14 protein-coding genes are annotated in these 12,910 nt (G+C 68.2%); 3 read left to right on the top strand and 11 right to left on the bottom strand.

Annotation, left to right across the window (positions count from 1 at the left end):
- Nucleotides 1-18: 18 nt before the first annotated feature.
- The 7 genes from ccoS to ccoN form a co-directional block, all read right to left on the bottom strand.
- Nucleotides 19-222: a cbb3-type cytochrome oxidase assembly protein CcoS gene (gene ccoS / locus B9N97_RS14380; RefSeq protein ID WP_085087633.1), complete on the bottom strand. Its 204-nt coding sequence runs from the start codon at nucleotides 220-222 to the stop codon at nucleotides 19-21.
- Nucleotides 143-2,674, bottom strand: a complete 2,532-nt coding sequence (locus B9N97_RS14375; protein ID WP_085087632.1) for a heavy metal translocating P-type ATPase metal-binding domain-containing protein — start codon at nucleotides 2,672-2,674, stop codon at nucleotides 143-145. The genes ccoS and B9N97_RS14375 overlap by 80 nt, the downstream gene beginning before the upstream one ends.
- A 45-nt stretch (nucleotides 2,675-2,719) precedes the next feature.
- Nucleotides 2,720-3,250 carry a FixH family protein gene (locus B9N97_RS14370; RefSeq protein ID WP_085087631.1) on the bottom strand — a complete coding sequence of 177 codons (531 nt, stop codon included), beginning with the start codon at nucleotides 3,248-3,250 and terminating at the stop codon, nucleotides 2,720-2,722.
- A 243-nt stretch (nucleotides 3,251-3,493) separates the two neighbouring features.
- A complete protein-coding gene (ccoP, locus tag B9N97_RS14365) occupies nucleotides 3,494-4,384 on the bottom strand; it encodes a cytochrome-c oxidase, cbb3-type subunit III (RefSeq protein WP_085087630.1) in 891 nt (296 codons plus the stop codon).
- A gap of 3 nt (nucleotides 4,385-4,387) precedes the next feature.
- A complete protein-coding gene (locus B9N97_RS14360) occupies nucleotides 4,388-4,549 on the bottom strand; it encodes a cbb3-type cytochrome c oxidase subunit 3 (RefSeq protein ID WP_012972963.1) in 162 nt (53 codons plus the stop codon).
- A gap of 15 nt (nucleotides 4,550-4,564) precedes the next feature.
- A complete protein-coding gene (gene ccoO, locus B9N97_RS14355) occupies nucleotides 4,565-5,302 on the bottom strand; it encodes a cytochrome-c oxidase, cbb3-type subunit II (protein ID WP_085087629.1) in 738 nt (245 codons plus the stop codon).
- A 21-nt stretch (nucleotides 5,303-5,323) separates the two neighbouring features.
- Nucleotides 5,324-6,820 (bottom strand): cytochrome-c oxidase, cbb3-type subunit I, encoded by a 1,497-nt coding sequence (gene ccoN, locus B9N97_RS14350; protein WP_085087624.1) that lies wholly within the window; start codon nucleotides 6,818-6,820, stop codon nucleotides 5,324-5,326.
- 245 nt (nucleotides 6,821-7,065) lie between these two features.
- On the opposite strand from ccoN, the gene B9N97_RS14345 reads away from it, so the two are divergent.
- A complete protein-coding gene (locus B9N97_RS14345) occupies nucleotides 7,066-7,635 on the top strand; it encodes a hypothetical protein (RefSeq protein WP_085087622.1) in 570 nt (189 codons plus the stop codon).
- Between the two features lie 66 nt (nucleotides 7,636-7,701).
- Nucleotides 7,702-8,913, top strand: a complete 1,212-nt coding sequence (locus B9N97_RS14340) for a class I SAM-dependent rRNA methyltransferase (RefSeq protein ID WP_085087620.1) — start codon at nucleotides 7,702-7,704, stop codon at nucleotides 8,911-8,913.
- A 28-nt stretch (nucleotides 8,914-8,941) separates the two neighbouring features.
- Here B9N97_RS14340 and B9N97_RS14335 read toward each other — a convergent pair whose 3' ends face one another.
- Together B9N97_RS14335 and B9N97_RS14330 are read right to left on the bottom strand one after the other, a co-directional pair.
- Nucleotides 8,942-10,288: a class I SAM-dependent RNA methyltransferase gene (locus B9N97_RS14335; RefSeq protein ID WP_085087618.1), complete on the bottom strand. Its 1,347-nt coding sequence runs from the start codon at nucleotides 10,286-10,288 to the stop codon at nucleotides 8,942-8,944.
- A 39-nt stretch (nucleotides 10,289-10,327) separates the two neighbouring features.
- Complete coding sequence (locus B9N97_RS14330; RefSeq protein WP_085087616.1) at nucleotides 10,328-10,750, bottom strand: acyl-CoA thioesterase; 423 nt, start codon at nucleotides 10,748-10,750, stop codon at nucleotides 10,328-10,330.
- 180 nt (nucleotides 10,751-10,930) lie between these two features.
- Between B9N97_RS14330 and B9N97_RS14325 the strand changes: the two genes are divergently transcribed.
- Entirely contained in the window at nucleotides 10,931-11,176 is a 246-nt protein-coding gene (locus tag B9N97_RS14325) for a hypothetical protein (protein WP_014248877.1), read from the top strand.
- A gap of 3 nt (nucleotides 11,177-11,179) precedes the next feature.
- Here the strand turns inward: B9N97_RS14325 and B9N97_RS14320 are convergent, their stop codons facing one another.
- Together B9N97_RS14320 and B9N97_RS14315 are read right to left on the bottom strand one after the other, a co-directional pair.
- Nucleotides 11,180-11,995, bottom strand: coding sequence for an ABC transporter permease (locus tag B9N97_RS14320; protein WP_085087614.1), 816 nt, complete (start codon nucleotides 11,993-11,995; stop codon nucleotides 11,180-11,182).
- A gap of 25 nt (nucleotides 11,996-12,020) precedes the next feature.
- Nucleotides 12,021-12,905 carry an ABC transporter permease gene (locus tag B9N97_RS14315; protein ID WP_085087611.1) on the bottom strand — a complete coding sequence of 295 codons (885 nt, stop codon included), beginning with the start codon at nucleotides 12,903-12,905 and terminating at the stop codon, nucleotides 12,021-12,023.
- Between the last annotated feature and the right edge of the window lie 5 nt (nucleotides 12,906-12,910).

Here is a 12,910-nt window from a genome sequence, read left to right as displayed (position 1 = left end):
CCCATATCGGACCTGGGGCTATTGCCCGCGCGCGGCCTCCGCCGGCTTGGCCGGTTCATGTCCGGCGCGGGCGGGCGGCGGCAGATCGTCGTCGAACAGCACGCGGTGGGCCGCTCCGTCCAGATCGTCGAATTGGCCGGACTTAAGCGCCCACAGAAAGGCCGCCAGCCCCAGACCGCCCAGGCTGAGCGCGATCGCGATCAGATAGAGAAGCTCGTCCATCACCCGAATCCTTACCCGACGCTTCCCGCGCGGCGATGTCCCGCAGGGGAAGATCCTTGACGACGGCGCCGCGGGCCAGCCGCAGCGCGTTGAGAATGACGATCAGCGACGAGGACGACATGGCCAGCGCCGCCAGCAGCGGCGTCAGCAGCCCCCCCATCGCGAGCGGCACGGCGCACAGGTTATACACCAGCGCGATGCCGAAATTCTGCTTCACCAGCCGGCCGGAGCGGCGGGAAACCTCCAGCGTCTCGACGATCGGGCGCAGCAGGCGGCCCTGGAACACCACGTCGGCGGCGGTCTGGCTGACATCCACCGCGGTGGAGGGCGACATCGACACCGCGGCGGCGGCCAGCGCCGGCGCGTCGTTCAGCCCGTCGCCGACCATCAGCACGCTGCGGCCCTCTGCGGCCAGCTCGGCCAGCGCCGCGGTCTTGTCGCCCGGCGTCTGCTCGGCCCGCCAGTCGGCGATGCCCAGCCGCTCCGCCACCGCCGCCACCGCACCCCGGCGGTCGCCCGACAGCAGCTTCACCTCCAGACCACGCGCCTTCAGCGCCGCCACCACCGCGGCGGCATCCGGGCGCGGGGCGTCGAGGAAGACGATCCGGCGCGGCTCCTCGCCCGGACGGGCGAGCCACAGCTCCGGACCGGCGGCGTCCTCGGCCTCCGCCGGCGCGCCGGTGAAGCGGCGGCTGCCCAGCCGCACCTCGCCGTCCGCCGTCTGCAGGGACAGGCCGGCGCCGGCGATTTCGCGCACGCCCGCGGCCACCGGCACCTCCGGTGCGACTGCGGCCAGTGCGCGGGCCAGCGGATGGCGGCTGGCCGCGGCGAGCGAGGCGGCCAGCGCCAGATCCTCCGCCGCCAGCCCGTCCAGTTGCGGCACCGGCCGCCCCTCGGTCAAAGTCCCGGTCTTGTCGAACACCACCGTGTCGATGGTGGCGAGCCGTTCCAGCGCTGTCGGGCTTTTCAGCAGGGTGCCCTGGCGCATCAGCCGGCCGCTGGCGATCACCTGCACCACCGGCACGGCCAGCGCCAGCGCGCAGGGGCAGGTGATGATCAGCACGGCGATGGCGTTCATCAGCGCGTCCTGCCACACCACCCCGCCCAGCAGCATCCAGGCGGCGAAGGTGGTCAGCGCGGTCAGATGCACGACGGGGGCGTAGAGGCGCGACACCCGGTCGGCGATGGCGACGTATTTGGCGCGGCCCTGCTCCGCCACCTCCATCAGCCGGACGATCTCGGCCAGCAGCGTGCCCTCCCCCACGGCGGTGACGGTCAGGCGCAGCGGCGCGGTCAGGTTCAGGGTGCCGGCGAAGACCTGGTCGCCCGGCCGCGCGGTGCCGGGCACCGTCTCGCCGGTGATCAGCGCGGTGTCGAGGTCCGACACGCCGTCGGACACCCGGCCGTCGACGGGAATGCGCTCGCCGGCCGCGACCAGGATGGTGGTTCCGGGGACGACCTGCTCCGGCGCCACCACGGCGCTGGTGCCGTCCGCGTTCAGGACGGTGACGGCGTTGGCGCGCAGGCCCAGCAGTTGCTCCGCCGCCGAGCGTGCCCGGCCGCGCGCCCGCTGGTCGAGATAGCGGCCGATCAGCAGGAAGAACAGCAGCATCACCGCGCCGTCGAAATAGGCGTGCTCGCCGCTGTGGATCGTCTCGAACAGGCTCATGCCGGTGGCGAGCAGGACGCCGATGGTGATCGGCACGTCCATGTTGGTGCGGCCGTGGCGCAGTGCCGATAGCGCCGAGCGCGCGAAGGGACGCAGCGCATAGGCGATGGCCGGCATGCAGACCAGCGCCGAAATCCAATGCATCAGGTCGCGGGTGGCGGTGCCCATGCCCTGGCTGTGGCCGGCCCAGACCGACACCGACAGCAGCATGACGTTGCCCATGGCGAAGCCCGCCACCGCCATGGCGCGCAGCAGTTCCTTCTCGCTCTTCGCCTGGGCGCCGCCCAGCCGCTCCGGGTCGAAGGGCACGGCGCGGTATCCCAGCTGCGCCACGGTGCCGACCACCGCGTTGGCGTCGGTCTCCTTGGGGTTCCAGCGCACGGTCAGCCGGCGCGTGGTCATGTTCATGCGGGCCTGACCGATGCCCGGCTGGCGGCTGAGCGCCGATTCGATCAGCCAGACGCAGGCCGCGCACTGCATGCCGTCGACCATCAGGTGCAGGCTGCGGCTGCCGTCGGACTCCTCGCGCGCATGCGGCTCGTAATCGGCGGCCGGGGTCTCGTCGGGGCGCAGCGGCCGGGCGGTGGGATCGACGCTGCGGCGCTCGTAATAGCGCTCCAGCCCCAGCCCGCGGACGAGGTCGTAGGCGGCGGCGCAGCCGGTGCAGCAGAAGGGCCCAGCGCCGTCACCGGCGGTCATGGCACCGGCGGCCAAAGCACCGGCAGTCGTCCCATTCTGCGCGCCTTCGCCCAGCTCTTGTCCGCAATGGAGGCAGACGGTCATCTCAAGGTCACCCTGGCTGTCCCGGTCGCGGCGGTGTCGCCGCCGTCACTGCACCCAGACGCGCTTCTGGTCCTGATAGTCGCCGGTGGCGTGGGTGATGACGAAGCGCATGTCCCACTGGCCCTCCAGATCCAGCTCCACCGGGGCGCCATAGCGGCCCTCGCCCAGATAGGGCAGCGTCAGGCTCTTGTCGTGCCCCTCCGCGGTCGGGCGGATCATCGTCACGGTGACGGTGGCGTCCTTCAGGACCTGGCCCTGCTTGTCGCGGGCGGTGATGGCGACCACGGCCTTGCGCGGCTCGGTGCTGGTGAATTGCGGCTCGACCTGCCAGCCGCGCTCCGCCTGGGCGCGGGCGCCGGCGAGGTCGTTGTTGTAGCCGAGCCCCTTGATGAAGTGGTTCTCGGTCTCCACCCCGGTCCAGCTCGACATCGCGAAATGGACCATGACCCCGTTCACCGCCATGACGATCATGAAGACGCCGACGAAGATCCAGGGGATGTACCATCCCGGCTGGCGCGATGCCTTTCCAGGCTTCGGGGAGACGGGACGGTTTCCGGTGGCGGTGCTGATGCTCATGGTCGCTGGCTGCCCTTCGACTGGTCGGCTGCTTTCGATCGGCGGCGTTTGATCGACGATGTGTGTGGCCGGTCGGGAGGCACTATGGCGACCGATTGCCGCAGGTACATTGCGATGGATCAAATGACAGGAAGTTAACGAAACCGCCGGCCGGCCGCCGGTCGCGCATGAGAAAAGGCGCCGGGGAGAGACCTCCCCGACGCCCTTCCGGTCGGTTCCGAACCTGCTCCCGGGACCGACGGCTTACTTGCCGCCGCCCAGGTTGTGGACGTAGACGGCCAGCGACTTGATCGTCGCGTCGTCCAGGCGCTTGGACCAGGCCGGCATCACGCCGGCGCGGCCGTTGGTCACCGTGTCCATCAGCGTCGCCTTGTCGCCGCCGTAGAGCCAGTTGGCCTGTTTCAGCGGAGGAGCGCCAATGCCGTCGAGACCGGCGGCAACCGCACCCTGGGCCGCGTCGCCGTGGCAGGCGGCGCAGTTCTCGTCATAGACGGTCTTGCCCTTTTCGGCCTTGCCCGCGTCGGCAGGCTTGCCGTTCAGCGACAGGACATAGTCCGTCACCTGATCGATCTGATCGCGGGTGAGGATGCCGTCCTTGCCGAAGGCGGTCATGCCGACATTCGGCACGCCACGGGTTTCGCCGTCATCCGAGCGGATGCCGTGCTGGATGGTCTTGTAGATGTCGGCCGAGGCACCGCCCCACAGCCACACGTCGTCGGCCAGCGTCGGGAAGCCCTTGGCACCCTGGCCGCCGGCGCCGTGGCAGGCGGCGCAGTTCTCGTTGAAGTACGACCGGCCGCCGGCCATCGCGAAGCCCAGCAGGTCCTTGTCCTTCTGGATTTCGTCGACCGACTTGGCGGCGATGGCGGTCAGGTACTTGGCCTGGCCGGCCTTCGCTTCCGCCAGCTTGGTGTCCAGCTCCTCGCGCTGGGAATAGCCGAGGATGCCCTTCGTGTAGGTCTTGCCCAGCGGCCAGGCCGGGTAGAACACGTAGTACACCATCGCCCAGGCGATGCAGACGTAGAAGAGATACAGCCACCACTTGGGCAGCGGATTGTTCAGTTCGCGCAGTCCATCCCACTCGTGGCCGGTGGTCTCGACGCCGGACAGCTCGTCCTTGTAATTCTGTGCCATGGTCTAAAGCTCCTGACCATCATCCTTGAGCGGGATCTGGGCGGCGTCGTCGAAGGTGCGGCGGTTGCCGGGCCACATGGCGTAAACCAGGATGCCCGTCAGCAGCAGCATCAACCACACCGTCCAGAAGGACCGAAGCATCACCGTGATCGAATCCAAGTCCATGGATTCCTCCCCCGATTACTGCTGCAGCTGCTTGGACTGGTACTTGGTGAAATCCACCATGGTGCCCAGCACTTGCAGGTAGGCGACCAGAGCGTCCATTTCGGTGACGGTCTTGTTGCCGGTGAAGTTCGCGACCACGGCCTTCGGGTAGCGCTTCATCAGCCCGGCGGTATCGGCGTCGGGGTTCTTCTGCGCTTCCAGGTCGGCCTTGGCGTTGGCGATCTGCTCGTCGGTGTAGGGCACCCCGACGACCTTCAGGGTCTTCAGGTGGTCGGCGATGTCGCCGTAGTTCAGCGGACGGTCCTTCATCCAGCCGTAGTTCGGCATGATCGACTCCGGCACGACCGCGCGCGGGTTCACCAGATGGGCGACCTGCCAGTCGTTGGAGTACTTGCCGCCGACGCGGGCCAGATCCGGGCCGGTGCGCTTGGAGCCCCACTGGAACGGATGGTCGTACATCGACTCCGCCGCCAGCGAGTAGTGACCATAGCGTTCGACCTCGTCACGGAACGGACGGATCTGCTGGCTGTGACAGTTGTAGCAGCCTTCGCGGAAGTAGATGTTCTGCCCGGCCAGCTCGAGCGGGGAGTAGGGACGGACCCCCTCCACCTTCTCGATGGTCGATTCGATCGTGAAGAGCGGGACGATCTGAACCAGACCGCCGATCGACACGGTGATCAGCACGAGCACGATCAGCAGAAGGGTGTTCCGCTCGATCAGGTCGTGGCTGAAGCCCTTTTTATCCTGAGCCATTTCTCGCATCCTTCCCTAGCGTCAGGCCGCGCCGACCGTCGCCTTGTGCGGCGTGGTGACATAGGGCTTCTCGATGCGGACATCGCCCTTCGCCGTGCGCCACAGGTTGTAGACCATGATGAGAGCGCCGGTGACGAACAGGACGCCGCCCATCGCGCGGATCACGTAGAACGGGTGCATCGCCGCGACGGTCTCCACGAAGGAGTACTGCAGGAAGCCCAGGTTGTCGTAGGCGCGCCACATCAGGCCCTGCATGATGCCCGACACCCACATGGCGGTGATGTACAGCACGATGCCGATGGTGGCGGTCCAGAAGTGGTAGCTGACCAGACGCAGGCTGTAGAGCTGCGAGCGCTTCCACAGCACCGGGACCAGATAGTAGATCGCGCCGAAGGAGATGAAGGCGACCCAGCCGAGCGCGCCGGAGTGCACGTGGCCGACGGTCCAGTCGGTGTAGTGCGACAGGGCGTTGACCGGCTTGACCGACATCAGCGGGCCTTCGAAGGTCGACATGCCGTAGAAGGCGACCGAGGTGACCAGGAAGCGCAGGACCGGGTCGGTGCGCAGCTTATCCCAGGCGCCCGACAGGGTCATGATGCCGTTGATCATGCCGCCCCAGGACGGCATCCACAGCATGACGGAGAAGGTCATGCCCAGCGTCTGCGCCCAGTCCGGCAGGGAGGTGTAGTGCAGGTGGTGCGGGCCGGCCCAGATGTAGAGGAAGATCAGGGTCCAGAAGTGGACGATCGACAGGCGGTAGGAATAGACCGGCCGCTCGGCGCGCTTGGGCACGAAATAGTACATGATGCCCAGGAAGCCGGCGGTCAGGAAGAAGCCGACCGCGTTGTGGCCGTACCACCACTGCACCATCGCGCTCTGCACGCCCGACACGTAGGTGTAGGACTTCATGCCGAACAGCGACACCGGAACGTTGACGTTGTTGCCGATGTGCAGGATGGCGACGGTCAGGATGAACGCCATGAAGAACCAGTTCGCCACATAGATGTGCGACTCGCGCCGCGTCATCACGGTGCCGATGAACTGGACCGCATAGAGCACCCAGACGACCGTCAGGTACAGGTCGAGGATCCACTCCGGCTCGGCGTATTCCTTGCCCTGGGTGAAGCCCAGGACATAGCTCAGCGCCGCGAGCACGATGAAGATGTTGTAGTTCCAGAAGATGAACTTCGCCAGCCCTTCGCCCCCGAAGAGATGCTGGCGGCAGGTCCGCTGGACCGAGTAGAGCGAGGTGGCGAGCAGCACGTTGCCGCCGAACGCGAAAATCACGGCCGAGGTGTGGACCGGGCGCAGGCGCCCGAAACTCGTCCACTCCAGCCCGAGATTCAGCGCCGGGAAGGCCAGCTGCAGAGCGATGAAGGTGCCGGCCAGGAAACCGACCACGCCCCAGAACACTGCAGCGATAACGAAGAGTCGGATGGCGTCCTCATTGTAACGCACGTCTTCCGACACCCGCTGGCTGCCCAGGGTGGCCCCTGAAGTCAGAGTCGCTGATGTCATACAATCTCTCCCGTTTGCCCCGGGCGGCCGTGGGCCGCGCCTTCTGGGTTGCACCACCACTGGGTACGTACTGTTAAGGAGCGGGACAGGTTGCACTCGGAAATGCCGAAAGGGACGCCGGGCGCGCCTGTCTCCAATGGACGCCACTATGTGGAGGGGGGGCTTCAGCAACATTGATCTACGTCAACGACCCTTGCGGCCAGGGCCTGCCATCGTTCAGCGTCCTTGCAATCGGCCGGACTGAAATGGACGACAGTTTCATCGCCAAACCCCTTGGCCGGCGCCAGATCGACCAGGCCTATCCGCTGGTCTGCGCCATCGCGCCGGGCCTGGGGATCGACCAATGGCGCGCATTTGCCGCAGCGGTGCTGGACAGCGCAACCGTGGGCAGCAGCGACGGGGAGGGGAAGAAGGGGGCCGGGAAGGACTGCCCGCCGGCGGTCCGGGGGATCATGACCGTGCAGAACGCGCAAGGGTACATGCACGGCCTGTTCTCCTACGCGGTGGAGGCGCAGCTGCTCCACGGCCGGACGCTATGCGTCGACAACTTCGTCGTGCTCGACCTGTTCGACGTCGCCGGCCCCACCGAGACGCTGCTGCAGGCGATGGAGGGGCTGGCCCGGCAGCTCGGCTGCACCGCCATCCACACCACCCTGCCGGAGCGCTATCTGCCGCGGGACTCCCGCCGCAGCCCGATCCCCGACTGTTTCCACAGCGAAGGCCACCGGCAGGAGACGGTCCGTTTCTGCAAGGATCTGGTGGTGGTCAACGACAACGCCCCCGACCGGCCGGGCGGCGCCGTCGGAGCGGAATAGAGGCGCCGGCACGGGGGGCACAGCCAGCCATTGCGCGCCGGCGATTTGCCGCTAGGATGCGGCCCCATGAGCGACACCGGCACCAAACCCGTCAAGAAATACCCGCCGATCCATCTGCAGGCCGGCCGCCAGCGGCGCGTCATGCATGGACATCCCTGGGTCTATTCCAACGAAGTCCAGATGGACAGCATTGCCAAGGCGGTGCCTCCCGGCAGCCCGGTGCGGCTTCTGGACCCCGGCGGGACGCCGCTGGGCATCTACACCTTCAATCCGCACACGCTGATCGCCGCCCGGCTGCTGTCGACCGACCCGGCGACCGTGGTGGACCGCGCCTTCATCGCCGACCGGCTGCGCCGCGCGGTGGAATTGCGCGACCAGCTGTTCGACCGCCCCTTCTACCGCGTCGTCCATGCCGAGGCGGACGGTCTGCCCGGCCTGATCGTCGACCGGTTCGACGACGTGGTGACGGTCCAGGCCAACTCCGTCTTCATGGACAGCCGGATCGACGACATCCTGGCCGCCATCGACGAGGTGATGGCGCCGCGCGCGGTCATCCTGCGCAACGACGGCAGCCAGCGCGCGCTGGAAGGGCTGAGCGAGGAGACCCGGCTGGCCAAGGGCGAGCTCGACGGTCCGATCCGCCTGGAAGAGAACGGCGTGACCTTCTTCGCCAACCCGCTGGACGGTCAGAAGACCGGCTGGTTCTACGACCAGCGCGACAACCGCGCCTTCATCGCCTCGCTGGCCAAGGGCGGCCGGGCCATCGACTTCTACAGCTACAACGGCGGCTTCGGCATCCAGTGCGCGGTGGCCGGCGCCACCCATGTGGTCGCGGTCGACCGCTCCGCCCTGGCCCTGGAGAACGCCACCCGCGCCGCCGAGGCGAACGGCGTCGCCGACCGCTTCGAGGCGCGCAAGGCCGACGCCTTCCAGGAGATGGAACGGCTGAGCGAGGCCGGCGAGACCTTCCAGGTGGTGGTCGCCGATCCGCCGGCCTTCGTGAAATCGAAGAAGGATCTGGCGGCCGGCTCCCGCGCCTACCGCAAGATGGCGCGTCTGGCGGCGAAGATCACGGCGCCCGGCGGCTATCTGCTCTGCGGGTCGTGCAGCCACAATGTCGATCCGCCGACCTTCGCCGAGCTGGTCGCCCGCGGCCTGCACGACGCCGGCCGCACCGGCCGCATCCTGCGCAGCGCCGGCGCCGGCCCCGACCACCCGGTCCACCCGCACCTGCCGGAGTCGGCCTATCTGAAGGCGATCGTTCTGCAGCTGGATTGACGCGAGGGGGGAGGCTGCGACAGCCTCCTCACCGCTCGAACAGGCCCACCACCTCCACATGGGCCGACCACAGGAACTGGTCGACCGGCCAGACCTTCACCAGACGATAGCCGCCATCCACCAGCACCCGCGCGTCGCGGGCGAAGCTGGCGGGGTTGCAGGACACCCCCACCACCCGCGGCACCTTGGCTCCGGCGAGCGTCGCCGCCTGGGCCGCCGCCCCGGCGCGCGGCGGGTCGAACACCACCGCATCAAAGCGGTTGAGGTCCTTCGCCCCCAGCGGATTCTCGAACAGGTCGCGCCGCTCAACCGTCAGCCGGAGCCCCTGCACCGCGCGGCCGAGCGCGGCCACCGCCGCCTCGTCGCCTTCCACCGCATGCACCGCGGCCTGTTGCGCAAGCGGAATGGAAAAGGTGCCGATGCCGGCGAACAGGTCGGCGATGCGGCCCGCCTGCCCCACCCCCTCGCGCACTGCGGCGACCAGGGCCGTCTCGCCCTCCGCACTCGCCTGCAGGAAGGCGCCGGGCGGCGGCTGGATCGGAACGCCTGCGAAACGGATGAAGGCCGGCCGGCGGTTCGCCACCGGCTCCGCCGCCGCGCGGTCGGTGGGCTGCCAGGCGATGCGGGCGATGCGCTCCGGCTCGAAGGCGACCAGCGCCTCGCGGGCGCCGCGATCCAGGCTGCGCGGCCCGACCAGCAGCAGGTCGACGCCGCCCTCCAGGTCGGTCAGCACCACGTCGGCGTCGCCGCCGTCCGGCAGGATCTCCGCCAGCACGGCACGCAGCGGCTCCACCAGGGCGAACAGGCGGGGAGCCAGGATCGGGCACTCCTCCAGATCGACCAGCCGGTGGCTCTGCCGTTCGTTGAAGCCGAACCAGACGCGTTTGCCACGCTTCAGCGCCGCGAAACGGGCACGGCGGCGGGCACCGGCGGGCGTACGCGCCAGCGGCTCCAGCGGCACGTCGCCCAGCCCGACCCGTTCCAGCGCGCCGCGCACCATCCCGCTGTTCCAGGCGGCGTACGTCGCATCGTCCATCTGCTGCAGCGTACAGCCGCCGCAGCGGCCGAAATGGCGGCAGGGCGGCGTCTGGCGGCCGGGGCCGGGTTCGAGAACCTCGAGCAGGTCGGCCCGTACGCCCTCCCCTTTTCCATCGCCCTCGGCGACACGTACACGCACGCGGTCGCCGGTCACCGTATAGGGTACGAACAGGCGCAGGCCCTCGGCGAACGCGATCCCATCGCCGCGCGCGCCGACATCGGCGATGGCGACCTCCATCTCCCGCATCTCGGCGGGCGGCTGGGCGGTCTTGCGGGCGGGCGGGCGTCCCTTGGCGAAGGGGCGCTTGCCGGAAGGGCGCTGGGGTGAGCGCGTCATGTCGAGGATCCGGTGGTGCGGGGGCTGTTGCGCCTCCCTTTACGCCTCCAGCAGCTTGGCGCGCAACGGTTCCGGGATGGGGGTCGGGCGATGGGCCTCCTTGTCCACGATCACCGCAACCGCCTCCTGGGTGGCGATGCAGCGGTCGCCCAGGAAGATGGCGCAGCCCAGCGTGATCGAGCTGGTGCCCAGCCGCAGCGTCCGCGCGCCGACCCGGACGATGTTGGGATAGAGCAGTTCCGCCTTGTATTCGATCAGGCTGCGGGCCAGCACGACGGTCCACGGAACCTCGTCGGTGAAGCCGCCGACCTGATGGATCAGGGCGACGCGCGCCTGTTCGAAATAGACGCCGAGGGCATTGTTGTTGACGTGCCCCACCGCGTCGAGGTCGTTGAAGCGCACGCGCTCCTCCCACCAGAAGCGGTACAGGTCGGGGCTGGTCAGGTCGGGCGTCCCGGTCATGCGGTCTCTCTTGCCGTATAGGTCAATGCATCTCCGGACTGTGGCGTATGGTCCGGGGCGGTGCAAGCCCGGCCTCCCGCTTCGCGGCCTCTATTTGCGACCCTACCCGCGAATTCCCGCGCCAATCGCCGATTGGGCGTGTTATTGGAGTCGGACCAACCCTCCGCAACGGACCGGACGATGAGCAAGGACACCACCAACCAGACGGCCGAGGCGCTGTTCGAAAAGGCGCTGTCGATCGCCGAAAAGCACCTGGATGAGGCGATCAAGGAAGGTGGCCCGCTCGGCCCCTACATCGCCGTCGCCATGATCGAGGCCGCGGTGAACGCCGCCGTGGACGAGACCAGCCACGAAGACGTCATCGACATGCTGCGCGACCTCGCCGCCCAGATCGAGGCGGACGCCGACGAGGCGGAAGAGGACTAAGGATCAGCCGGTTACGGGCCCTGCCTGCCGGCGCGCCTCGCGCCGGCGCAGGATCTCGTACATGACGGCGCCCAGGACGGTCAGCGCGATCAGGACCAGCGACAGCGCGTTGACCGCAGGGGTCAGCCCGGTCCGCACCTTGGTCGCGATGTAGACGGTCAGGGTGGTGTCCAGCCCGCGCACGAACAGCGTGGTGTTGTAGTTCTCGAAACTCTGCAGGAAGGCCAGCAGGGCCGCCGACAGGATCGCCGGCATCAGGTACGGCAGCGTGATGCGCCGGAACACCTGCCCATGGGTGGCGCCGAGGTCGAGCGCGGCCTCCTCCAGCACCGGATCGAACCGCTCCAGCCTTGCCGAGAACAGCAGCATGGCATAGGCGGCGATGAAGCTGGACTGCGCGACCACGGTCAAAAACAGCCCGCCGCTGACCCCGAACCACTCCCGCCAGAACACCAGCGTCGAAATGCCGACGATCACCCCCGGCGTCAGCAGCGGCGACACCATCAGCGCGTAGAGGAAGGTCTTGGCCCGGCTGTGCAGCCGGTCGAGCAGCAGCGCCGCCGCCAGCCCCAGCGGCACCGCCAGCGCGATCACCCCCGCCCCGACGATCAGGCTGGTGCCCAGCGCCGCCCACATGCGCTGGTCCTCCCACAGCGCCTGGAACCAGCCCAGCGTGAAGCCCATCCACGGCGTCACGGTGGGAAAGCGGCTGCTGTTGAAGGTCGCCGCCGCCATGATGCCCAGCGGCAGGAACAGATAGCCGAAGAACAGCACCAGATAGGCGCCGGTCAGCAGGCGGCGGAGTTGGGCGGCGCTCATGGTTGCGGGCTCACTTCGCGATGGCTCATTTCGCTATATCCGCCAGCCCGACGCGGAACAGCCGCATCGCGCCGAGGATGAAGCCGATGCACAGCACCAGCAGGATGAAGGCGTAGGCCGCCCCCTGGTTCCAGTTCCCGCCCTCGAAGAACCAGTTGTAGATGATCTCGGTGAACCAGCGGCTGTTCGGCCCGCCCAGCAGGGCCGGCACGGCATAGCTGCCGGCGGCCAGCATGAAGGTCATGATGCAGCCGACGGCGATGCCCGGCTTCGCGTGCGGCAGCACGATGCGGCGATGGATGCGCAGCCAGCCGGCACCCAGGTCCCGCGCCGCCTCGATCTGGTTGCGGTCCAGCGATTCGATGGCGTTGTACAGCGGGAAGACCATGAACAGGATGTAGACATAGACCATCCCGACGATCACCCCGCCGTCGCCGCCCAGGAAACGCTGCGGCTCGTCGATGATGCCAAGCCCCAGCAGGATCGCATTCAGCGGCCCGTTGAACGCCAGGATGATGTACCAGGAGAAAGTGCGCAGCAGTTCGTTGATCCAGAAGGGCACGACCAGCATCAGGATCAGCAGCGGCAATCGCCGTTTCGGCGCCACCTGCGCCAGGTAGTAGGCGACCGGATAGCAGACCGCCAGCGTGGTCGCGGTGACCAGCGCGCTGGCCCAGATCGTCTTCAGGAAGATCGACAGATGGATGCTGTTGGTCCACAGCGTCAGGTAATTCCTGACCGTGAACACATCCTCCGGCCCGCCGATCTTGGACGGCGGCAGCGACGGCCGGAAGGAGAAGCCGATCATCATCAGCTGCGGCAGCACCACCAGCAGCGCCAGCCACAGCGCCACCGCCAACAGGATCACTCCGGTCAGGACCGGGCCGTACCGGCGAAGAACCTCCGTCATTCGGG

It is taken from the genome of Azospirillum oryzae (genome assembly GCF_900177515.1).
GTDB classification, from domain to species: Bacteria; Pseudomonadota; Alphaproteobacteria; order Azospirillales; family Azospirillaceae; genus Azospirillum; species Azospirillum oryzae_A.
The sequence above is the reverse complement of the archived record's forward strand: the minus strand, read 5'-3'. Positions and strand labels throughout refer to the sequence as shown.